The following is a 24,174-nucleotide window of genomic DNA, read 5'->3' as shown; positions in this document are numbered from 1 at the left end:
ATTTTTTAATTTTCTTTAATTATCTGAGTCCTTTTGTTCTAATTTTTTTGCTTTAAGTTCTTCATCATAGCTGTGTAATAGATTGAAATCTTCAGTCTGTTCAATAGCAGTCATGATTTTCAATAAAATTTCGGGTGCTTTTTCATTATCATAATCGATATCCAGAGGTGCTTTGAATTCCATGGTAGGTTTCACACCCGTTACTTTCACCCGAAGACCCTTTTTATCAAATGCTCTTCTGAAGCCGTTTATTTTGATAGGGATTACAATAGGGCGCTGGTTTTTCACCAACTTGGCAGTACCTCTTCGTCCTTGTGCAAAGGCAGAGGTTGTACCTTGTGGAAAAGTAGCTACCCAGCCATTATCCAGTGCCTTCATAATATTATCAACTTCACTCATATCCACCATTCTGTTGACATTTTTTCCTTCTGCTCTCCAGGTTCTTTTTACCGTTACAGCACCTGCAATCTTAAAAATTTTAGGAAGAATCCCTTTGTTCATAGTCTCTTCGGCCGCTACATAATAGAAGTCAATCTTAGGGTTAAGCAGATAGATCGGATTTTTGATTGTATTTAAATAACCATTATTTACAGCACAAAAAGCATGATACATTGCAGCTACATCTGCAAAATAAGTCTGATGGTTCGATACAAAAAGCACATTGGAGTCCGGCAGGTCCACAAGATGTTCTGTGCCGGTAATTTTCAGTTTATTAAAGCCATTGAATCGCCTGTAGGATACAAGTCCCAAAATAAAAATAATAAACCTTTTTAAAAAATAAGGTGTTCCGAATGCATCGGTGAATATATTTTTCTTCGCCATTTCTCAATTAAACACGGTAGTGCAAAGTTACATTTTTTTCAGCAACTGGCTGAATTCACTTAATATCATTGCTGTAGCGCCCCAGATAATATATCCGTTAAAATTAATGACCGGAACTTCGTGGCCGCCTGCGCTGGGAAGAGCCATAATTTCAGGGGTGTCAGACAGGTTTAAGAAAGAAGTAATGGGGAATTCAATAGTTTCCACCGCTTCGCTCTGCTGAAGAATGAAAAGAGGATTTTTTTTCGTATACGAAATATAGGGATATACATAAAAATTACTCGGTGGAATGTATATGGGAGACATCTCTCTGATGATTCTTACATAGTGCTTATCAATCCCGATTTCTTCAGAAGTTTCCCGAACGGCGGTTTCTGCAAAATCCTGATCCATCTCTTCGCGTTTTCCACCGGGTAATGAAATCTGTCCGCTGTGTCTGTCATGTTCATTGATAGTTCTTTGGATCAGCGGAAAATACCATTCATTGTCTTTTAAATACAGTACAATATTAACAGCCGCAAATTTGGGATTCTTTGCTAAAACTTCATCATAGGTGAAGACAGGACGATAAGGGGGGGAGAATACTCCATGAGCATGTTCTCCGGGTAATGCCACACTTTTTATTTTTCTCAATAAATCTTTTCCAAAACTTTCCATATTCCAAATTTAACAATATATCTTGAAGAAATAAGGGACTTAACAATAATTAACCTATAGGTTTTATGAATTAAAATAGTAAAAATGGAAAGATTTAAAAATTACGGGAGAAAGCATTTGAAACAATCTGTAATGCTGTATCCTGTGAAGATTATTTCTGAACAATTAGGATAGGTTCATGTTTTACCGGAAAATTAACAGAGTTGGCTATAAAACAGTATTCACTGGCTTTATGGTGAAGTTCTTTTGCTTTTTCAACCATGGTTTCATCTGCTACGGTAACGGCCGGATGTAAGGTTACTTCAGTAAAATGACCGCTTCCGTTGGCTGTTTCTGTCATGATTCCTGTAGCGGCATCAGTATAATCTGTGACGATAACTCCGGCTTCTGAACAAAAATGAAGATACCACAGCATATGACATGAAGAAAGAGAAGATAAAAACATCTCTTCAGGATTATATTTTGTTTTATCTCCCCGGAATGAAGGGTCAGAAGATCCTTCAATCGTTATTTTGTTTTCTGCTGAAACGGAGTGGCTTCTTTCATAGTCTCTGTACCCGCTGGTTCCTGTTCCTTTATTGCCGGTCCAGTGAATCGTAACCGTATAATGATGTTTTTTCATCGTTAATTATTAATTTTTTATTCTTAGCAGGCTTTCGCCAATATTTCAATTGCTGGTATTCAGACTTTTATTCTTTATGCTAAAGTAACAAAAAACCTCCAGTATACACTAGAGGCTTTGAATTTTGTCTTAATTAGAAAATTCTATCAATTCTTCTTTTTTCGAATTGTAAATTTTGTATTCTAAATATTTAAAAGAATCCCTTGGTACAATGGTTACCCATTTTTTGTATTTGATAAACCATTTCATCTGGATACTTTTGATGCCTTTGGTGAGGTAGGCTTCCACAAACGGGTGTACATGCAGATATACTTTTCCTTTTTCTTTCTGCAGGATGTTTCTTAAGGTTTCACCCATTCTTTCCACGATCACAATAGGAGCTACAATTTCTCCGTCTTTGTTCGGGTTTTCTTCTTTGGTCTCAATCTGTTTTTCCGGGCGGTTTCTTTGTCTGGTGATCTGAATCAGACCAAATTTGCTCGGAGGAAGGATTTTGTGGCGGGCTTTGTCGCGCTTCATTTCCTCTTTCAGATGTTCATAGAGATCTCTTCTGTGTTCAGAGTTGGGCATATCGATAAAATCGATGACGATAATCCCTCCCATGTCACGGAGACGCAGTTGTCTTGCGATCTCTGTAGCTGCCATTTTGTTCACTTTCAGTGCGTGTTCTTTATTGACAGCGGTTCCGGTAGTAATATTGTTTCCGGAGTTAACGTCGACGACGTGAAGTGCTTCTGTGTGTTCAATAACAAGATAAGCTCCTTTTGAACTTGGAATGTTAACATGTTTTCCGAAGCTTTGTTTAAGCTGTTTTTCAACATTGTAATATTCCAGAAGAGGAATATGAGAATCATAAAACTGGACAATATTCTTTTTTTCAGGGGCTATTACTTCAACGTAATTTTTCATCTCGTGCACCATCTGCTCGTCATCACAGATGATATTGACGAAATCCTGATTGAAATTGTCTCTTAAAATAGCTGAAGCTTTGTCTTCTTCACTTAAAACTTTGGACGGAACTTTATTTCTCTGGATGTTTTTAAAAGTGCTTTCCCATTTCTGAATCAGTTGATTCATATCATTGTGAAGGTCTGCTACTTTTTTTCCTTCGGCTACTGTTCTGATAATTACTCCGAAACCTTCAGGTTTGATACTGTCGATAAGAGTTCTCAGTCTTTCCTTTTCTTCAGAACTTCTGATTTTTTTAGAAATGGAAACTTTGTTGTCGAAAGGAATTAAAACCAGAAAGCGGCCGGTTAAGGAAACCTGGGTCGAAATTCTTGGTCCTTTGGTGGAAATAGGTTCTTTGGTAATTTGCAATAAAACAAGATCGTCTTTTGCGATTACCTTATCTACCGTTCCGTTTTTGTCTATTTCGGGTTGTATCTCGAAATTTTTTAAGCTTGAAGTGCTTTGTTTTTTAGAAATAGTATCTTTTAAAAACTTTCTGTATGTAAGATATTGCGGTCCCAGATCCTGATAATGAAGGAAAGCATCCTTATCATATCCGATATTTACGAATGCTGCATTCAGGTTTGGGGCCAGTTTTTTTACTTTTCCTATAAACAGATCTCCAACTATAAAATCGCTTTTGTCCTCTTGCTCATGAAGTTCACATAGTCTTCCGTCTTCCAGCAGTGCAATCTTTGTCAGATCATCTTCATGCGAAACTATTAGTTCTTTCTTCATTTTGTTATAAGAATAAAGTTATTAAGATTATAGGAAATCGGTAGGGTTCTCGTTAATTCATTGATATAAATATATGGATTTAGAATGAAAACCTGTATATTTTTATTAAAATAATATTTGAAACCGTCCTTTTTTCCGCGGAATCTTATAGTTGTAAAATAAAAATATAGTCGGTGAACCTTAGAAATTTAAAATCACCAACTATATTATTATATTGTAAATCTCGAGAAGAGGAGATTATTTTTTCTTATGTCTGTTTGCTCTTCTTCTTTTCTTTCTTTTGTGAGTCGCAACCTTGTGTCTTTTTCTTTTCTTTCCGCTTGGCATAATTTTAATTTTTTAGTAACTAGTTAATATTCAGTTAATGTTCTTATTTTACTGCAACTTTCGTTTTTACTTTCTCAACAAAAGATTTTGAAGGTTTGAAAGCAGGAATGTTATGAGCAGGAATCTCAATTGCAGTGTTCTTAGAAATATTTCTTCCTGTTTTAGCAGCTCTTGTTTTAATGATGAAAGATCCAAAACCTCTTAGATAAACGTTATCCCCATTATACATAGAAGTTCTGATCTCCTGCATAAAAGCTTCTACAACTTTCTGTGTTTCATTCTTTTCTGTTCCCAACTTATTTGAGATGGTGTTTACCAATTCTGCCTTTGTCATTTCCTTATTTTAATTTTAAATTTTAGGTGTGCAAATTTAGTTAAAAAAATTGAATACTAGCAAATTAGTGGCAAAATATTTTTGTTCAGATCGTTGAGATATTTATGTATACGCTATATTAAGAAGGGCTTGTCGTAATTTAACAAATTAATAATGTAGCAGTATTACCAGGTAAAATCAGGTAGATTAATCAATGAAAATACAGGCGAGAGATCCTGTAAGCTGATATTTCTCATTAGAATGATCTCTTGCAAAATCTTTCTTCTTTCTATAAAATTTTTACATACTGGAATTATAATATCCGTTTTCTACACAGAAACGAATTAAATGAAGTTTGGTCTTTAATCCTAATTTTTCAGTAAGTCTGTTGATGTAGGTATCAATAGTTCTTGTACTCAAATTAAGTTTTTCGGCAATTTCTTTATTGCTGAATCCCTCATAGCAGAATCTCATAAGTTGTATTTCTGCCGGAGAAAGTTCTTCCTGGCTCTTTTTCTGCCGGTCCATATATTCCTGTACGGCAAGCGGCTGTTGTTCCCATTCTTTGGAGTAAGCTTTGTAATCAAAATCATCGGAAGTAATGCTTCCTTTAATGATATCCTTTATCGTATTGCTTTTTTTCTGGCAGTAATATATGTTGGGAATCCTGGACAAAATCTCAGCCATGTCTTCCTGATAAGTTCCGGAATAAGTGATGATGGGAGTTTCTGTATTGCTTTTCCTTATGTATTTAATCGCTTCAATCCCGCTTAATACCGGCATAAACAGCTCTATAATAAATACATCTTCCTGTCTTCTGTAGATTCTGTTCACCAGCTCATGGCCATTGTTACAGTCATTCAGAAGCATATAGAAAGGATTTTCCATAAGGGTTTTGATCATTATTTTTTTAAAATAAAAATCGCTGTCAGCTATGGAAAAACGCACAGTATTAGATAATAATTTACTCATTTTTAATATCGATTTGGCGAATGATATTCAAAATTCAGAGGCCTAATTTATGAAAAACTTATGAAAGAGAAAATTAATATTAAGTTAATCAGGGTTTTCACGAAACAGGCCTGGGGAAATTACGTATTGTGCATAAAATTTTTTTTTTATATTTTCACAGGCCAAACAAATCGCAAATTATGTCTTCAAACAGGGAAAAAAAATTGAACAAATCTGACGTCAGAACGGGCATTTGGAAGTTTATTCTTTCTTTTGCGGTTTTGTCGGTGGTATCTTTTACGTGTCTGTTTTTCTTTTTTAAAAGCTATGATATCCAGAGAGAGGGAATTACCAGAGAGGCAGATGCTTATAGAGAACTGATGCAGCGAAGTGATGTTCTGAAAAATCATATTGATCATATTTATGAAAATATGACTCAGCTGAGCAGTAATAAGGTAGATAATGAAATTTTCCTCAGAACCAAGATTACGGATGATGTAAAGAACGCTAAAAACGTCATGGATAAAGACAGCTCCGGAAGCTTTAAGCACTATGCCATTCTAATGAGACAAATCGCTCCTATGATTAATTTAAAGGCACAGATCTTTGAGGTAGAATATAAAAAGAAAATTGTTCTGAGAAACCTTGAGGAATGCATGGGAAAAGTAGGACGAGCCAATAATGAACTTCGAAAAGACCCAACCAGAAATTTCACCGGAAGTAAAAGAAGAAAATAAAAAAGAAAAGTTATGCAAGGACAGATTACATTATCTAAAAAGGAAAGGCATTATCAGTTTTTTTATTTAATACTGATGCTGGTAGCTTCTATGGTATTTTTAGGAATTATCTTTTTAAAAGGATTTGAATCTCCGTTTTCTGATGAAGATGTAAGAGGAATTCAGAGTCTGGAACAAAAAGCAGAATTTGAACAGCAGCAAAAGGTCGTTTTACCAATGATGGACAGTACTTTTGTGATGATTACCAAACTTACCAATGAAACACCGCAGCCGTTTGTAGAAAACAACGTAATGAACGGGATCAATGACCTGGCTAATTATTTTGGTGATAACGGAATTGTAGATATCAGAAAAGATGCCTATCCACAGATTGCAAAATTCTATAAAATGTATTTTGATGATAAAAAAGTTGTGTCTACTACGACTGAAGATATTAAAAGATTTGAAAAGCAGGTGGAGGATTGCAGAATCGGATTTAAAGATAAACAAAATAAGCTCTATGAGCGTGAAAATGCACTGAAGTCGCGTACTCAATAATGAGCAGAAATGAAATTAGGAACTATAAATAAAACACATCACAATTATTAACTATGAATTATTTTCAAAAGAACAAAAAGAACATTATCATTGGCGTTATTGCAACTTTGCTCATTGCAGCTCTTGTTGCACTGTGGCTGCAGAAAAAAGTGATTCATTCTGCAGATGATATTGTTGGAGTGGTTTATCCGTCTTCATTGTCGGTAGGAGATACTCTTTTATTTGAAGATAAAACCCAATTTGCTAAAACCAAACGATGGAATTTCGGAGATGGGACAACTTCTGATAAAAACAGTGGAATCCACTTTTATAACAGACCAGGATATTATCAGGTAAGCCTTATCGTGGATAATAAGTACACCAAATCTTTCCCGGTAATGGTTACTGCCAGAAGCATGCAGAAACAGAAAGATTCTGCAACGGCCAGAACTACAATTGAAGCTCCGGTGCAGGCTATGCAGAATGAAAACGTACAATTCCGTGCCGTTTCCGATGCTAAACAGTTTTCTTGGAAATTTGGAGAAACCGGAAATACAGATTCAAAAGACAAACTGGCTATTTATTCCTATAAAAAGCCGGGAGATTATCTGATTACCCTGTATACGGAAGAATCTGCAGAACCGATCTATCACCGTATTAAGATCCTTCCTGCTTATGACTCTCTGGAAGAAGAAGAAGTATCTGTAGAAGATTCTTATGCAAAAATTGATAACGACTTCAAATATCATTTGCAGCAGATTGCCAATGGAAACAGTTTTAATATGCATTATAACTACCTGTTGAGAACGTATCTGTGTAATAATGAAAATACCGTAGTCAAGGTAAATGACAGCAAAGTAAATAATTTCTATATGTACTGTGCAGGTCTTCAGTTTGATAAAAATACGGTAATTCAGACCGTAAAGGTAAATCTGGATGACACACAAAACTGTGTAACGAAAGTAGATATAAACCAAAGCAAATAATACCGTCCGGTTTTACCCGGGTGTGCCAATCATAAAAAGATAAAATAGGATGAAAAATAAATTTCCTCTAGCAGCATATTATATAGGACTATCAGTATTACTGGCGAGCTGTCAGGTAAAGCTTCCGTCAAAGAAAACTCCGGAACCTTCCCAGTACGGGCAGGTGGATAATTCACCGGTTGTCAATGGTTATCCTAAAAAGTCAGTTCCATGGATCGTCGTTTCAGACCGGTCCAGAAATACGGCTTATCTTGATAAAGACGATGAGAAGTCATATAAAGAGGTGAAATTCTTAGAACCTTTAATGGTTTTAAAGCATAGAGACGGAATGGTAAAAGTAGCGGAATATGTTCCGGATGCTTTAATGAAAAAAGTTTCGTCAAAATCAATCAAAACCTATGGCTGGATCCCGGAATCTGACCTGCTTTTATGGAGCAATTCTTTAAAAAGCGAAAAAACAGGTTATCCGGTAAGAGTAGCAGTAGTACCTAACAACAGTGAAGTGATCAGAAATGCTGAAAGGTATTATAAAAATGATTCTATTATGGTGTTTAATTCACCAAGCCTTATTGAAACAGCCAATGTAAAGATTCCTAACGGACAAATGGTGTATGTTTACAAACAGGCTGAAAACAACAAACGGTTTTTAGTAGGTAAAAAACCATCTGTCGATATCGATAGCATTGGAAAAAGCCTTTACGGATGGGTAAGCTCAAATGTGATTTCAGCATGGGGTGAACGTTCTGCCGTAAAACTGAAAAACACAACAGGGATTAATGAAAGTGCTCTGGGAATTCATGAAGGACATCCGGGTGCAACAGGATCCGATGCTGTAAATAAAACAGCAGTTCTTCTTACTGATGTAAACAAAAGAACCCCACTGGAAAATATTTATCCTGTCAGCCTGACCCTGGATGAAACACCTACACCGGACTCTAAAACAAAATATTTTACGAATATTCTGGATTATAGTAAAAACTATGTTTTCAATGTGTTAGGAGAACCTATTTATTTCGACCGTTACAGAGAAATTACGGAGAGAGATAAAAACATCAATATTGTTTTCGCACTGGATGTGAGCGCTCCGAATGCTCCGTATGCGCCTATTGTAAAGTCATTATTACAGGATTTACAGCTTAGATTTGAAAAACCTTCTTATTTCGGGAATGTAAAATATGGTGTTGTTTTATACAAAAATAACCCTTGCGGAAACAATACAGCCGTTTCAAATTTAAGTACAGATTACAGTAAAATTACAACGTTTATTGATCAGAAGACCAATGAGATGAATTGTAACAGCAATAGCGGTTATCAACCGGTAGGAGAGGCTCTTACCGCAGCAGGAAATCTTCTCTCAAATGTTCCCGACGAAACCAATATCGTTGTTACTGTTGGTACCTCAGCGAACCAGAGCGGTAATATGTACAGTGTGATCAGCTCATTAACTCAGGCTCAGGCGAGACTGATCATGTTCCAGACCAGCGCAAGATCTTCAGATACCTATAATGACTTTGTATTAATGGCTGAAAATGTAGTAACCAATACGGCCAAAAATATAGCTGAGCTTAAAAAACAAAAGATTATCAATCAGTCTGATGTGCTTACCAAAAATAATTTCAGTCTGGTAGAAGGGGATGAAGGGTTTTTCTCATTAGCTTATCCTAAACAGAGTATGTCTCAGGGATTTGTCATCTTTCCTAAAAAAGGAGATGTGGCAACACCGGGCTTCCTGAAAAAATCTGTAGATAGCCTTATTGCTCAGGTTACTTTAGATAATCAGACCGTTGACAAATCTTTAAATGAGTATTTCCATTCGTCCGTAGGAGCAGGGAGAACAGATGTAGATTTAAAATATAAATATCTGTATCCGGGACTTACAAATCCTGTTTCTGCAGGAATTGCAGCACAGTTGATCAACTATGGCAGTCCATTCCTCGTAAAAGGATATATCCCTAAAGATTTAAAAGAATTTACTCCGGGAATAGAAAAAGGAATTCTGATCTCTGAAGGAGAATATGATAACTTAAAAGCTTTTTATACAGAAGTATATAGAAATACGGAGGCTGAGAAAGCAGACTTTAACCAGGCAAGAGCGATTAAAGAATATGTGAAGCTGCTGAAAAAATATAATCCGACAATCAAATTCCTTGACAAAGGAGCGCTTTATGAAATGCCAATGTCTTATGCTATTGGAATGAGCACAGGATTTGACCTTTCAGAAGAAGAACTGATGGCTAAGTATAAACTTAAAGGCTGGAAAAAGTCTAAAATAGTTTCTAATGAAACCGTAAGAAACTATTTCCGCCACTATAAAGATCTGTCAGACAGAATGCTTGCCAACAGAAATAATCCGGCGGTAAAAATTCAGCAAAACGGACAAACCTTCTACTGGCTTAATGAGTATTTTACTCCGACAAGGTTCCCGACTGAACAACCGGAATATACTAAACATTAAACATTCGTTTTATCATATCAAAAGCAGAAGTAGCAGTACTTCTGCTTTTTTTATTCAGGAGAATGTAAACTGTTGTGGATTTTATTTTGTAAAGGGACGATCTACATGATAAAAAAAGAAGATGTTTTTCAGCTTTTAACTTTGAATTTTTAATGAAAAAATATTATCTATTTCTCTTTTAGGTGTAAAATCGTTGTTTTTGTTTAATATTTGAAATATTATAAATTCCTTTATTAAAGGATGTTACAGATATGTTCGTAAATCTATGATCGTAGAATTACGACATAAAATCGTAGAACTACTACAAAATTTCAATTTTATATTCAAAAGTTTTTTTTAGCGAAAAAGAGCCTTTATCTTTGCTACACAATCACTGAATCACAAAATATTATTAACGATTAAAATTTACTAATCATGGCAGAAAGAAATTCAAGAGGAATCTTAAAATTCAATGGAGGAGAAGGACAAAAGCTGTTAAAAATGAAATACAGCGTATCAAGATCTACAGACGTTTCAGGACGTGTGGCTTCAGATCCGTCTAATGCTTTAATTAAAGTAACGGTAGAAGCTACTGAAAAATCTGATATCCTTGAAAGCTTGCTCAATGGAAAGTATAAGCCTACCGTAGGTGAAATTACTTTCAATAAATCTCACGAAGAGGGAACATTAATCACGCTGAACTGGCACAACGGATATGTAATCCAGCACCAGGTAGATTTCGATGCAATCGACAGCAACAGCATGCTGATCAGCTTCGTGATCAGCGCCGAAACCATAGACTATGGGAATTCCCAGTATGCAGGTCTTTGGCCAAGCAGCTAAAATTGACACATTATCACACATTCATACGAAAAAGACTGTCCTTATTAAAGACGGTCTTTTTTTGCCTCGAATATGCTATGGTTCTTCCAGAAAGAAAGAAGATACCTGTGATAAGAAACCAAGATAAAAATGAAAAAAAGAGCTTGGCGACTTCTCTAATCAAAGAATTAACTATCTTTATCTCATTTAGAATAAAATAATTAATTTTATAGACATAAAAAGCTTTTGTTTCTTCGCCAAAAGAACATAAGCCACCGGATTTCTGACAGATGATAGAACCAGTATCATTTGAAAAAATAATAAACAGAGCGCAAATATTAATATAAGAAAAATTATCAATGGGAGTACTAGTAACCAACGAAACAGTAAAACAACTATTTCATATTGCTCAGTCGATAGCAAAGGAAAATTATAATGCTACTTATGGAGGTCCCCACATCCTTCAGGCTTTAATGCATAAAGATATCGGCCTTAATGAATTTCTGAAAAGCATAGATAAAGATCCCGGCTATTTTTATGAATGGGCAGATGTACGTATTGAAGAATATCCAAAGACCAGTCATCTTCCGGATGAGGCCAGACAGGATGAAGCGGTAGATACTCTTGTAGAAGAAGCAGATGACATCCGTTTAAAATTAGGACTGGATGAGATCACTCCGATCTGTATTCTGACGGCTATCGTAAAACCTCAGGTTGTTTTTTCACTTCAGCAGCTGAAATCACTTCCGCTAAGAGAACACGAAATTTTTAATTTATACAGAAAAGATACCCCTTTTACCGTTTCGGAAGACGGCGACTTTTCTTCTTTATTTTCAAACGGTTCCGATTTTACGGACTCTTCTTTTCCGTCTATCAAAAGCTATTGTGTAGACAGAACAGCACAAGCCAGAACAGGTGATCTGGAAAATATTATCGGAAGAGATAAAGAGCTTAGAATGCTGGTAGAAATCCTTTGTCGAAGAAGTAAACCGAATGTCATTATCATCGGAGAACCGGGAGTCGGGAAAACAGCTTTAGTAGAAGGCTTTGCTATAGAAATCACGAAAGGAAATGTACCGGATATGCTCAAAAACGGAACGCTTTTAGAACTGGATACAGGTGCATTACTAGCCGGAACTTCATACAAAGGAGAAATTGAAGACCGTTTGAAAAAAGTAATCAATGAATGTAAAAAGATTGAAAAAGCAATTCTTTTCATTGATGAGATTCATACCCTTTTAGATCCCAAAGGAAGCATCGGAAATGTTGCCAACCTTTTGAAACCGGAACTTGCAAGAGGTGAAATTACCGTTATCGGAGCAACAACCCAGGAAGAGTATAGAAAAATTATTGAACCGGAACAGGCTTTCAACCGTCGTTTTGAAGTGTTAACCGTAAATGAACCGGATGAAAAAACCTGCGTAAAAATGATTGACGTGCTTTTGGAAGGCTATAAAAAACACCACGGTATTGAAGTGGAAAAAACAGCGCTTCCCGAATGTGTACGACTGGCCAAAAGATATGCAAAAGGTAAGAAATTACCGGATGCAGCCATAGACTTGCTAGACAGAACAATGGCAGCAATCAAAATGCTTGATGAACTTTCCGAAAAAGAACTGGAAAGCTGGAAAGAGAGCTATGAAACGATCTTAAAAGAAGAGTTTACAGACCATAAAGATAAAGCAGACGAACTGATCTGGACGTATAACCTGCTGAGAGATAAAATAAGCCCCATTCTTTGGGGATCGCTGAGTGAACAACCTGCTATTGATAATTCAATGCCGGTTGAACAGATTCAGAAAATCATTGAAGATACTTACGCCGAATTGCTGCAGCATGCTGCTAAGAAAAGAGAAAAAGTAGACCGCCTCGAGCTGGCTGCTGTAATGGCTGCCAAAACCAATATTCCTATCGGTAAAATTCAGGCTCAGGAAAAAGAAAAACTCCTGAATATGGAATCCCTTCTGATGAACAGGGTAGTAGGACAGGATCATGCCTTAAAAATCCTTTCTGATGCTATCGTTGAAAACCGAAGCGGACTAAATAAACCGGGGCAGCCCATCGGATCATTTTTCCTTTTAGGCCCCACAGGTACCGGTAAAACAGAACTTGCCAAATCAATGGCCGAATTGCTGTTCAATGATGAAAAAGCAATGGTGCGTTTCGATATGTCGGAATTTAAAGAAGAACATTCTGCCGCATTACTATACGGGGCGCCTCCGGGATATGTGGGATATGAAGAAGGTGGAATGCTTGTCAATAAAATAAGACAACAGCCTTATACCGTGGTTCTTTTTGATGAGATTGAAAAAGCCCATCATTCCGTATTTGATGTATTCTTACAGATTATGGACGAAGGGAAAGTTCATGATAAGCTCGGAAAAGAAGGGGATTTCAGCAATGCACTGATCCTGTTTACTTCCAATATCGGAAGTGAAGAAATTGTAAAGCAGTTTGAAGAAGGAAAGATTCCTGAATCCTCTTCACTGATGCAGATTATGTCCAATTCAGGAAGATTCAGACCTGAATTTCTGGCAAGAATTACAGAAATTATTCCTTTTGCACCCATCACGGAATCTATTGCAGAAAGAATTTTCAATATTCAGCTGAAATCACTTCATCACTCATTGACAAGACTGGGAATGGCTTTAAAAATCAGTGATGAAGCCGTGAAAAATCTCGCATTGGGAGGGTTTAGCAGTAAATACGGAGCCAGACAGATCTCAGGAGTCATTCGTGCCCAGCTCGCGAGACCAATCTCCAAAATGATCGTAAGAGAAGAAGTGAAATCCGGACAGACCATCCATGTAGACTGGAATACAGAAGAAAATAAACTAAGCTGGAAAGTAGATTAAATTATAAGCAAAAGGTAAAAAGGCGAAAAAGCAAATGCAGATTGGCCTTTTTGCCCTATAAATACATTTAAAATGAAAATTATTGTCAGGAATATTTTTACAGCTTTTCTGTTATTGGGAGCCGGTATTTTTGTAAACGGACAGTTTCTGGCTGCTTCAGATACCTCAGAAAGCAGCGTGAAAAGATATAAAGGAATCATCAGTTCCAATAAAGACCTTGTTGAATTTATTGAACAATTACTTCTTCAGAAAGGACTTCCCAAGCATTTGAGAAACCTGGCCCTGATTGAATCTCATTTTGACAGAAACATTACCTCAGGAGCCGGAGCTGTGGGAGTCTGGCAGTTGATGACAGCCCATGCCAATCAATACGGGCTTACCGAACAAAACCGTACGGATGTTTATAAAAGTACTAAAACGGCTGTGATTTCTTTAGCCAATCTATATAAGAAGTATAATAACTGGGTGACTGTAGTGGCTGCTTATAACTGCGGAGAAGGAAATATTGCCAAAGCGATGCAGGCCGCAGGTTCTTCCCAATATCACGAATTTTACAAATATCTGCCCGGAGAAACCATTAATCACGTTAAAAAATATCTGAATGCCTGTTATGCGACAGGGGAGCTTGAGAGTGTTTTAAATAATTACAATTCTTCAAGAATTAATAAAGTTTTCTTTGAAGATGGAAACAGGAAAATGACAGAGGCTGCTCTTTCAGAAACAGAAATTAACGCCGGATTTAGTCTGAAGGTGGTTGCTGATGAACTGAATGTTGATGTAGATAAAATTCTGGCCTGGAATCCGGGAATTGTGGAAGAGTTACAGAAGAAAGGAGAAAGCCCTTTCTATCTTCCCACCGATCTGATGCCTGATTTTCTTTTAAGAAAAAACAAAATACTGATGAGATCTATTAAAGAAGGAAGAAGTTCTCAACAATAATTTGAAATGATAAGGATGAGCATATTCTTTGAAAGACCTGCCGGTGTTATCGGCAGGTCTTTTTATTTGCTCAATATTCGGTTTTCCTCATATCATCTTTTTTTTCCAATAATGCTGAATTTTCACATCTGTTAAGACTTCTTAATTTTTTATTAAAAAGTCTTAATATTTCTCATTGTTGTGTGAAATTTTATTTTTAATATGTTTTTTTTTATTTTAAATAAATCCTTTATTGATAGTGTTTTATTGGTGTTTTATAAGTCAATTGTCGTAGAATTACTACATGAAATCGTAGAATTACTACAAAATTTCAATTTTATATTCAAAAGTTTTTTTTAGCGAAAAAGAGCCTCTATCTTTGTTACACAATCACTGAATCACAAAATATTATTAACGATTAAAATTTACTAATCATGGCAGAAAGAAATTCAAGAGGAATCTTAAAATTCAATGGAGGTGAAGGACAGAAGCTGTTAAAACTTAAGTACAGCGTATCAAGATCTACAGACGTTTCAGGACGTGTAGCATCAGATCCTTCCAATGCACTTATCAAACTTACAGTAGAAGCTACTGAAAAGTCTGACATCCTTGAAAGCTTGTTAAACGGAAAATACAAGCCTACATCAGGAGAAGTTACTTTCAATAAATCTCATGAGGAAGGAACATTAATCACTTTAAACTGGCAAAACGGATACGTAATCCAGCATGAAGTAGAATTCGATGCAATCGACAGCAACAGCATGCTGATTAGCTTTGTTATCAGTGCTGAAACCATCGATTACGGGAACTCTCAGTACCTTGGTCTTTGGCCGTCAACAGGTCATTAAGCCGATTCATCATCTTAGTAAAAATAAAAATTGGTACAGAACAGCGCACACGTGTATGCTGTTCTGTTTTTCCATTTTTAATAAAATCGCGAAAAATCTGTCAGAAGCCAGTACTATATATCTGAGAACTTTCTGATTCAGTATCAATATCAGCAGCTTATTATTTATTTAACTTAAACACACACAATTATGTTTCAGGATGATAAAACAATTAAAGTAGATAGCTCCCCAGAGGATATCAAACAGAATACGGAGGCAGTTAAAAATACAGTCAAAGAAAATACTGTTAAAAAAGCAGCGGAGAAAGTCAATAAAGCAGTAAAAACCGGACAACAAAGTTTAAGTACTGCTCAGGGAGCTGATATGTTTATGAACCAGACTCTGGTCTCTAATAACCCTTCCGTGGTGGAGAAAAAAGTATGGTCCAAACAACCCACATCAAAAATTCATAATGCAGAAGCCATTCCTCAAAGCTATATTGCAGGAATCAATCGCGTTGTAAAACTGGATGTGGTTATTGAAGGACAGATGATTAAACACTTCAAACATTTTAAGTTGGTTCAGAGTGCGGGTAAGCACCATGAATTCAGCTTGGTTCTGGCTCATGATACCTTAGGAAGCCCGGAAAATCACAACCTTCAGGAAGCCCAGAATTTTTTAGGAAAAAGAATTACCGTAGTTTTTAAATATAAAGATATTGAAAAAGGTGCTGAACGTAACTTTGTGGGTGTAGTCACAGAAGTCGGTTTCAGCCAGGAAAAAGGAAGTCTGGGTAATATCGTTCTTAAAGGGTATAGTCCTACTGTCCTTTTGGATGCAGCACCCCATATTCAGAGTTTTGGCGGAGGTCAGCCGGTAAGCTTAAATAGTATTGCAGACCAGGTGATCCGTGAAGGATTAGGACAAAACAAATTTGATTTCAGAGTAGACGCACAACATGGAAACGTGTCTTACAGCTCGCAATACGAAGAGACTCATTATAACTATCTCGCCAGAATGGCTGAAGCTTATGGTGAACAGTTTTATTATGACGGAGAAGTACTGCATTTCGGAAAACTTCCGCCTCAGGAAAAACCGGTTAAGCTTACTTATGGAAGCAGTGTAAGCGATATCGCCATTAAAATGAAGGCACAGCATGTCAATCCCAGTTTTTACGGATACAACAGCAGTAAAAATGAAAAACTGATTACAGGAAGTTCTAAAATCAATCATACATCAGATATTGCACGACGTGCTTATGAAATCTCAGAAAAAACCTTTACTACGCCTTCTTTAAGAATAGCGCCCATTAAAGCGACTTCCTTTATGGATATTGATGCCTCTCAAAAAGGAACAGCCGGAAGTAAGGCTTCGGAAGTTTTTGTAACTTCAGGAACTACAACGGTACCTTTTTTATATCCCGGATGTACCGCCGATATTGAGATGCGTAAATCAGAAACTAATGATACGTCGTATTTCACAAAACTGATGATCACCGAAGTCATTCATGAAGTGGATGCGAGAGGGTATTATGACGGAAGATTTGAAGCTATTGCTGCCGATACCGGTTTTATTCCCCGCCCCGAATTTGATGTTCCAAGAGCGGAAGCTCAGTTTGCCAAAGTAATTTCCAATACGGATCCTTTAAATCAGGGCAGAGTGAAGATTCAGTTCGACTGGCAGAGCGGGCCGGATACTTCGGAATTTATCCGCGTGATGACACCGGATGCCGGAAGTAGTGATAAAGTCAATAAAAACAGAGGTTTTATGGCTATTCCTGAAGTTGGAGATCAGGTAATTGTCAATTTCGTTCATCAGCATCCTGACCGTCCTTTTGTGATGGGAGGAATGTTCCATGGAGGAATAGGAGCAGGAGGCGGTGCCAACAACATTATTAAAAGCTTGAGCAGCAGAAGCGGAAATAAATTAGAATTAAATGATGGTGAAGGTTCTGTTTTTCTTACGGATCAGGGGGGGGCTAATATGAAGTTTGACGGAGCAGGAAATGCTCAGACAAATGCCAATAACAATAAGACCGTTAATGTCGGAAATAATAATACCGTTAATGCAGGAAGTACCAGTGCGATTAATGTGGGCGGAAAAAAAGGAGAAGGAGCCAATTCCTGCCTGAAAATGGATGCTGCCGGAAATATATCGATAGAAGGTAAAACAAAAATTGAATTAAAAGTAGGAGAGAACAGCATTACAATTACCAAAGAAGGAATAACCATTTCTGCCAAAGAAGGAATGCTGGATATGAATGCGTTGAAAAATGCTTTACTGGTAACACAGGATAATTTAAGTATTTACAGTAAGTCAAAAACATCCATGAACGCTACAGGAGATTTGTTTATTACCGGTAGTACAGTAGATATTAATTAATGTATCATTATCTTAACACCTAATAGAATGGCATTGGAACTGAATAGTCAGGAAACAGATGATTTAACAGGATTTAAATATGCCTGGTACAAAAAATCGGAATATCATATCAATATCAGGTCTTATCTTACTTTAGGGAACGGAAAAGCTAATCAGACAGAAATAGAAGAAGACTGGATGGTATTACCCGGAGAATATAACCATATTGCCATTCATTCTTCTCCTCAGAGATATATTCAGGCAGATGGGCAGATGCAGCCTTTTTATGAAATTCTGGGGGAGATCAGTAAGGCAACCGATGTATTGGAAGTATTGCTGGATACAGACAAAACTATTCTTGAAGTTACCAATAAAGAGGAGGTTTTACGTAAATGGAGTGAGATAAAAAAAGATTTGCGATTTTTTGAACTGGTAAAAGAGAGCTATGATACCTTTATCCATATTTATGATAAGGAGTTTAACGAGATAGACCGCAATATTCAACTGAATTTTTTATATCAGATCATCTTCTATCCATTACCTGCTTTCAGAGGCGGAAGTTTTATTGATGAGATTCCGGTAAGAACAGCCTTATCTACACTATTTCCGGGAGAAAAACTTCGATACAGTTCTCGGTATACAGTTTCTAAAAGGGAAGAAGGCGGATTTAGGGTAAAACTGGAAGGAAAAGAAGATCACGGAGCTTCCCATTTTGAGGAGGTCTATAAAAATAAATATGAGAGAACACTTGGGCTTCCTTTAAAATATAAATATTTTTTAGAAGGTGAATATCTTTATAATGAAGATTCAGTACTTGCAGAAGTTGTGTTCCATGTGAAAGAAGAGCTTAATGAAAAAATGTTTTATGTCTGCAGATATCATATCAAATTAAACAAACAATAAAATCAGGATCATTATGAGTCAGTTATACATAGCACAAAATACTCCGCTGATGTGTAGTAAAGGGAGAAGGCTTATAGGAATCGGAGTGAGTTCCCAGTCTTCGGTACACCTGAAAAAAGGGACTAAGCTGATGGCTACGGAAGAGGATCGTTTCAAGGATAATTTTATCTGTCCTGAAATGATGATGGCCGGAGCTTTGGCCGGAGTAGCTGTAGCTGCCGCTTTTTCCGGAGGACTTTTCGTTCTTGCCGCCGCCGCGTGGGCGGGAAGTGCACTGATTGATGACTGCCTGAATATATGTTCCTTTTTATGTAAAGGAAGTGACTGGAAAAATACCCATCCAAAAGTAAAGATTGAAAATAAAAAACCTTTATTGCAAAACTCCAGTTTACATTGTTTTCTCGGTGGGGAAATTACTTTCCATTTACCGGTTGTTCAGCTGCAGGAAGCAGTTACCGCCAGTAAAATGGCCCAAAATTCTTATGAAGACAATAAAAAGGGAGAAAATACCGATATCGATGGCTATACCAGAATCAACACGGATGACCAGAGTGAATTAAATAAACTCTTTGGTCCGGGTGTATTACTAAAAGAAGATTTTAATACCAATAAAGACGATGGTTTCTTTTCTTCCCTTTATTATAATAAAGAAACCGGAGACTATTTTGTAGCTTTCAGAGGCTCGGAAGCAGGTGACCAGTTTATAAAAGACTGGGTAATAGAAGACGGCGGACAGGCTTTTGGAGCTAATACACCTCAAATAGAAAAGACGAGAAACCTTGCTCAAAAGATGAATGAGGCAACCAACGGAAAAGTGAAATTTACAGGACATTCACTGGGAGGCGGAAACAGTGCGATGGCTTCCTACTATACAGGACTTCCCGGATATACTTTCAATGCGAGAGGTGTGCACAAAAATACACTGGATTATCTTGATAAAAAGAAAGCTGTAGGATCGACCTCAAATATCATCAACTACAGTACAAGCAACGATATCCTTAACGGATTGCAGAATAATAGAGAAGGATTACTTTCCACATTAGCTTTTTCAAGGATTCCCGGACTTAATAAACTGGCCATATTCGGAGGTCTTACAGGTGCTGCTCCCCGTGCATTGGGACAGCAGCATGAAATCTTCGGATATATAGAAGATAATGAAGGTCTTGGTATTAAGACCTTAGGAAGCGGACACGGCGCCTATGCAGATGCTCTTCAGGCGATGGTAGCCAATATCAATACAGACGTTGTAGCAAATAATATATAATATGAAACCATTTTTTTTAATAATATTTTCCATCATGACACTTATTTCCTGCTCAGACTTTAGCCTTAGGTCACGTAAAAAAGAAAATAGAAATGAATATCCTCCTTCAAAGATGTTTAAAGGAGACGGTTTATCAGCAGCCCAAAAAATGTTCGATGGAGATCTGGTAGGTATGGAGCAGCTTATTAAAGAAAAACATATCGACCTTAATGCCTTACAGGAAGAAACAGGATATACATTGCTCATGTATGCTTCTGTGATTGAGAATACCAATGCAATGGAGAAACTTTTGGCCTTAGGTGCAGATCCTAATATTATCGTTCCTAATGAAGGGCTGGAATCCCCCTTAAATCATGCAGTAGCACTTAATAACTATGATATGCTTCAACTGCTTTTCAAGTATAAAGCCAATCCCAATCCAGCTTTAGGAAGATCTCCATTAAGTGTAGCCATGCTGATAGGTGGTTTTGAAAATACCGAAAAAAAAATGATCGATTATTTGCTTCAGAATGGAGCTGATATCAATAACATATCCATTGATGGAAGCAATATAATGGAAGATGCGGCCAGAAATGATCTGAAACTGGCCAGTTATTTTTTAGAGAAAGGAGGCCAGCCTAAGATAAAAGGGACAGATCTTTGTCCAATAGCGGGTTATATTCAGTTTGAAGAAGAAAATCAAAGAAAATTTAATAAAACGGAAAACTTAAATGAAATAACAGCGTTTAAAAAACAGTTAATTGAGAAGTATAACGTTCAGTTTCCCTATAAAAAAGATACCGTAGCAGAAGCTAAGCTCAGAATACAGCTTTATGAAAATCTAAACCCCAAAGATAAAATCTCCATTAATTTTAACAACAATTATGGAGAGAACCTTTATCAGGAAGATTTGAAAAGAGCGAAAGGCAGCTAAGCTAACGTAAAATAATTAAAAAAGTCTCTAGGAGAGGCTGATGAACAATAATGGAGTTTATACAATATAAAATACAGAAAAAAGATACATTAGAGTCTATTGCCGAAAAACAGAAAATTTCAGTGAATGAACTTGTGGATTTTCATAATCAACATTCCGGAATCACCGGTGTTATTATAGGAAGTACACTACCTATTCATCTGGAGCATATTATAGTAAGCAAAGAACACCTTAAAAAACAAAAAGTCAGAAGCATAAGAGAAGGTGAGAAAGTTCCCTTTAATCAAAAAGCAAGATACCGTTGTGAACAGGTCAATACAACCAGTATTAACGGAGAAGTTGCCCAGTTTGTAGAACAGAAATTTCAATACCTCCTTAAAATAGATACCGTACATAATATAGGATCTGTTAAAAGAGAAGATTACCTAAAAAAAATGACCCCTCCGGTTATGCTGAATGTTCTTGATTTTATTGCGGAAACAGACCAAATCAAGCACAATATCCTTTTTACCCTAGATGAGAACGGACAGATCAAAAAGATTCTCAACAGAAAGGAGCTGCATGACAACTGGACAGTATATAAAAAACAACAACTTTTCAGGAATCCCTTTATCATAGAGCTGGCCAAGGCTAATGAAGAAGGAGTTCAGGAAATTATTAAACTGGGAGATACCCAGTTTTCCCCTGAAGCTGCTAATGAAGAAGAGTACAGAAAAGACTTTTTTTATTTCACCTGTTTTAATCAGTATATCAATAGTGATCGTCTGGAGCCTGCTCATTTTAGTTTTCTTTCCACTGTAGTACCTCCTAATGTAATACCTCTTACTCTGAGATATGACAAAGTTTCTGAACATCATGAGATACTTACCCTGAGAATGGTGGCAGAATATGAATTAAATAAAGAGCTGGAAGAAAATATCATCAGCCAGTATAATAACCTGCACCAACCCAGTATAGGCTTTAGTTATACTCAGTATAAACTGATCTTCAGATCAAAAATAGAAATAGATACCCGTACGGGACTGGTAAAAACAGCTATCGTAAAAATGAAGGAATCTATTGCTGATAACATAGAAAATGAATGCAACTATAGTATAAAACAATTAGAAAATTATACCCCGGATGAAGGAAATTAAGAATTTTCAATTTGATGGTATCGATGCCAAAACAGAATGGAAAATAGGACTGATACTGGCTGTTCCTGCATTAGCCGTATTTTTTCTGGTTATGTACATAGGTGAGCTGTATCTGCCAAAGTCTTCTTTTTTATATCCTGTTCTGCTGGCCTCATTTTTAACAATTATAGTAAGCATACTTATATTGAAATTATTGAGTACCACCATAAAAGATAAAAAATGGAATATCAATGTTGATGAAAGTATGCTGGAAATTACTTATAAAAATGAGAAAAAACTAATTCCGCTGAAAGACATCAGATCGATTAAAAATCTGGGAAATGTAGGGTTCAGATATCTGACGATAACCACCCCTGATGAAAACATCAGGATGAGAGTCGGAAATACGGGATTTGTACCATTTTCAACTCAAAAAGATCTTGAAATAATAGATGCATTTGTTGACTATTTAAACCCTTTTTTAGAAGAGAATTTTAATAAAAAAGAGCTTAAAAATAAACTAAATACCCAGGTGTTTCCTCACTATGGAGTATATGTAGTGAAGTCTGAAAAGATAAAATACAGTATGATCAACAGGCTGAAACCATGGCAGATTATGATCATTTTTCTTTGCGGAGGCTTTTTATTACTGATTGTATTATTTACACAACTCGAAAAATACTGGTAACAATATAGATTATGGCAGTTTACTTACCTGAAAAAATATATGCGGTCTGTACCAATCAGATGAATCCTGACCCAAGGCAGCTTTTATTGAGTGATTTGAGAGAGTCATTCGCAAGAACCGTGAAGTTCGGAGCCCGGGATAAAGTTTTTCTTGTCAAAATTGATAAAAAACTTAGCGAGGATTTTAAATGTAAATCAAACTGGAGCACAGGAGCAGGAATGGTGGCGCTAGGTGCCGGTGTGGGAGTAGGGCTTGGGATTGCTGCAGTATGTATGACCGTACCGGTGGCCGGATGGATCGTTGGAGGAGCTATCGCAATCGGGGCCATTATCTGGGGAATCTGTAAAATGGCACAAAGACCTTCATGCAGTGATATGATCGGATATGAAGAAAGTAAATGGACTTTACATCATACTACAGTAAGGTTTGACAGCCATAAAATAAAGGTTAAAGATCTCCATCTGGCACTCACCAAAAATTCTATGCTGTCCTGTAAAGAAGGAGGAGTGGTACTTCCCTTTATCAACAAAGCAGATGCCGTAAGTGCAGCCGGAAATATTGCCGGAAATAATAAAACTGAATTCTGGACTAATGTGGCTGGTGGATTTTTAACAGGTGCTCTGCTTGGTTTCGGAATGGGAGTCGCTTTGCCTGCAGGTGCCACTTTAACCTGGGGACAGGGAGCTTTGCATGCTCTGACGCAGGCTACCATATTTGGACTGTGGATTCCTGTAGGACAAATCTTAATTACTCCCTTAGCAAGCGGATTAGGTGAAAGAATAAATTCAGCACAAGCCGACGGAAGCAGCTATAGTGATGTTAAAAGCGCACAACAGGGAACCGAAGATCCCATCATTCCAACAGATAACTGGGATCTGTGGAGTCCTGTAAAAGACGGACGTGATATCAGAAAGAATATGATTGAGAATAAAGCCTCAAAAGCCGATCTCGAAAAATTTGACAAAGGTATTGCAGAAGCCAAAAAACAGGGAACCTATTCTTTGAAAAATAATCCGGAGTTAAGAGAAATGTTTGAAAGAATGAAAGCCGGAGAATTCGGAAAAGAACTTCAGGAAAAAGTGACCAATAAGAGCGGTAATTTCAGAGGAAAAGTAAACGGGAAGAATGCGAATGCATCAGCCGAAACCCATTCTGAAAAAACCAACCTCTCCATTAGTGAAAATAATAAAGCAAGTTTAAAAAGCGGAGCCACATCAGCGGCTGGTATTCTTACTTTAATTGCTCCGTTTGCTGCAAGTTATTTCTCAGAAAAAGCCATCAGACTGGCCGCTGAAGGTTTTGCCAAAGATATGACCAAAGGAGTGACGGTAAGTGCAACGGATGCCTAAGGCAACAGGGATGATTTTCCTTTACATATCAGATTAAACCGGTCTTTTGATATTGATTATATCCCTTTGCGGGGTATTCGTTTACTACTGATTTTATTATGTATA

The 24,174-nt window shown here is 36.8% G+C and carries 21 protein-coding genes; 15 read left to right on the top strand and 6 right to left on the bottom strand.

Annotated features, from left to right (window positions below; genetic code table 11):
• Window positions 1–15 precede the first annotated feature (15 nt).
• The 6 genes from JO178_RS07610 to JO178_RS07585 form a co-directional block, all read right to left on the bottom strand.
• Window positions 16–822 carry a lysophospholipid acyltransferase family protein gene (locus tag JO178_RS07610; RefSeq protein WP_291933795.1) on the bottom strand — a complete coding sequence of 269 codons (807 nt, stop codon included), beginning with the start codon at window positions 820–822 and terminating at the stop codon, window positions 16–18.
• Window positions 823–849: 27 nt separating this feature from the next.
• Complete coding sequence (locus JO178_RS07605) at window positions 850–1,479, bottom strand: CoA pyrophosphatase (RefSeq protein ID WP_291933792.1); 630 nt, start codon at window positions 1,477–1,479, stop codon at window positions 850–852.
• Between the two features lie 151 nt (window positions 1,480–1,630).
• Window positions 1,631–2,101, bottom strand: coding sequence for an OsmC family protein (locus tag JO178_RS07600; protein ID WP_291933790.1), 471 nt, complete (start codon window positions 2,099–2,101; stop codon window positions 1,631–1,633).
• Between the two features lie 129 nt (window positions 2,102–2,230).
• A complete protein-coding gene (locus JO178_RS07595) occupies window positions 2,231–3,790 on the bottom strand; it encodes a ribonuclease E/G (RefSeq protein WP_291933788.1) in 1,560 nt (519 codons plus the stop codon).
• A 370-nt stretch (window positions 3,791–4,160) separates the two neighbouring features.
• Window positions 4,161–4,451, bottom strand: a complete 291-nt coding sequence (locus JO178_RS07590) for an HU family DNA-binding protein (RefSeq protein WP_002984212.1) — start codon at window positions 4,449–4,451, stop codon at window positions 4,161–4,163.
• A 279-nt stretch (window positions 4,452–4,730) separates the two neighbouring features.
• On the bottom strand, window positions 4,731–5,402 hold the full coding sequence (locus tag JO178_RS07585; RefSeq protein WP_291933786.1) for a response regulator transcription factor: 672 nt from the start codon (window positions 5,400–5,402) through the stop codon (window positions 4,731–4,733).
• Between the two features lie 203 nt (window positions 5,403–5,605).
• Here JO178_RS07585 and tssO point away from each other — a divergent pair, with 203 nt between their 5' ends.
• From tssO to JO178_RS07510, 15 genes are all read left to right on the top strand, one after another.
• Window positions 5,606–6,118, top strand: a complete 513-nt coding sequence (gene tssO / locus JO178_RS07580; RefSeq protein ID WP_291933784.1) for a type VI secretion system TssO — start codon at window positions 5,606–5,608, stop codon at window positions 6,116–6,118.
• Between the two features lie 12 nt (window positions 6,119–6,130).
• Window positions 6,131–6,655: a type VI secretion system transmembrane protein TssO gene (locus JO178_RS07575; protein ID WP_291933782.1), complete on the top strand. Its 525-nt coding sequence runs from the start codon at window positions 6,131–6,133 to the stop codon at window positions 6,653–6,655.
• A 53-nt stretch (window positions 6,656–6,708) separates the two neighbouring features.
• Window positions 6,709–7,620, top strand: a complete 912-nt coding sequence (locus JO178_RS07570) for a PKD domain-containing protein (protein ID WP_291933780.1) — start codon at window positions 6,709–6,711, stop codon at window positions 7,618–7,620.
• Window positions 7,621–7,669: 49 nt separating this feature from the next.
• Window positions 7,670–10,075 carry a type VI secretion system protein TssR domain-containing protein gene (tssR, locus tag JO178_RS07565; RefSeq protein WP_291933776.1) on the top strand — a complete coding sequence of 802 codons (2,406 nt, stop codon included), beginning with the start codon at window positions 7,670–7,672 and terminating at the stop codon, window positions 10,073–10,075.
• A 414-nt stretch (window positions 10,076–10,489) separates the two neighbouring features.
• Window positions 10,490–10,897 carry a type VI secretion system tube protein TssD gene (tssD, locus tag JO178_RS07560; protein ID WP_291933773.1) on the top strand — a complete coding sequence of 136 codons (408 nt, stop codon included), beginning with the start codon at window positions 10,490–10,492 and terminating at the stop codon, window positions 10,895–10,897.
• Between the two features lie 338 nt (window positions 10,898–11,235).
• A complete protein-coding gene (locus tag JO178_RS07555) occupies window positions 11,236–13,731 on the top strand; it encodes an ATP-dependent Clp protease ATP-binding subunit (RefSeq protein WP_291933769.1) in 2,496 nt (831 codons plus the stop codon).
• 72 nt (window positions 13,732–13,803) lie between these two features.
• Complete coding sequence (locus JO178_RS07550; RefSeq protein ID WP_291933767.1) at window positions 13,804–14,670, top strand: lytic transglycosylase domain-containing protein; 867 nt, start codon at window positions 13,804–13,806, stop codon at window positions 14,668–14,670.
• Window positions 14,671–15,083: 413 nt separating this feature from the next.
• Complete coding sequence (gene tssD / locus JO178_RS07545; RefSeq protein ID WP_291933764.1) at window positions 15,084–15,497, top strand: type VI secretion system tube protein TssD; 414 nt, start codon at window positions 15,084–15,086, stop codon at window positions 15,495–15,497.
• Window positions 15,498–15,686: 189 nt separating this feature from the next.
• Complete coding sequence (locus tag JO178_RS07540; RefSeq protein WP_291933762.1) at window positions 15,687–17,858, top strand: phage baseplate assembly protein V; 2,172 nt, start codon at window positions 15,687–15,689, stop codon at window positions 17,856–17,858.
• Between the two features lie 27 nt (window positions 17,859–17,885).
• The gene (locus JO178_RS07535) at window positions 17,886–18,740 is read left to right on the top strand and encodes a hypothetical protein (RefSeq protein WP_291933759.1); all 855 of its coding nucleotides are present in this window, start codon (window positions 17,886–17,888) and stop codon (window positions 18,738–18,740) included.
• Between the two features lie 13 nt (window positions 18,741–18,753).
• Window positions 18,754–20,004 (top strand): PAAR-like protein, encoded by a 1,251-nt coding sequence (locus JO178_RS07530; RefSeq protein ID WP_291933755.1) that lies wholly within the window; start codon window positions 18,754–18,756, stop codon window positions 20,002–20,004.
• A gap of 112 nt (window positions 20,005–20,116) precedes the next feature.
• Complete coding sequence (locus tag JO178_RS07525) at window positions 20,117–20,917, top strand: ankyrin repeat domain-containing protein (RefSeq protein ID WP_291933750.1); 801 nt, start codon at window positions 20,117–20,119, stop codon at window positions 20,915–20,917.
• 50 nt (window positions 20,918–20,967) lie between these two features.
• On the top strand, window positions 20,968–22,053 hold the full coding sequence (locus tag JO178_RS07520) for a LysM domain-containing protein (RefSeq protein WP_291933748.1): 1,086 nt from the start codon (window positions 20,968–20,970) through the stop codon (window positions 22,051–22,053).
• Window positions 22,040–22,720: a hypothetical protein gene (locus tag JO178_RS07515; RefSeq protein ID WP_291933746.1), complete on the top strand. Its 681-nt coding sequence runs from the start codon at window positions 22,040–22,042 to the stop codon at window positions 22,718–22,720. The genes JO178_RS07520 and JO178_RS07515 overlap by 14 nt, the downstream gene beginning before the upstream one ends.
• Window positions 22,721–22,731: 11 nt before the next feature.
• Window positions 22,732–24,069, top strand: a complete 1,338-nt coding sequence (locus JO178_RS07510; protein WP_291933744.1) for a hypothetical protein — start codon at window positions 22,732–22,734, stop codon at window positions 24,067–24,069.
• Window positions 24,070–24,174 lie beyond the last annotated feature (105 nt).

Source organism: Chryseobacterium sp. (assembly GCF_019236175.1).
In the GTDB taxonomy this organism is placed as follows: domain Bacteria; phylum Bacteroidota; class Bacteroidia; order Flavobacteriales; family Weeksellaceae; genus Chryseobacterium.
Note: the sequence above shows the minus strand (reverse complement) of the source record. Positions and strands in the feature narration are given on the sequence as shown.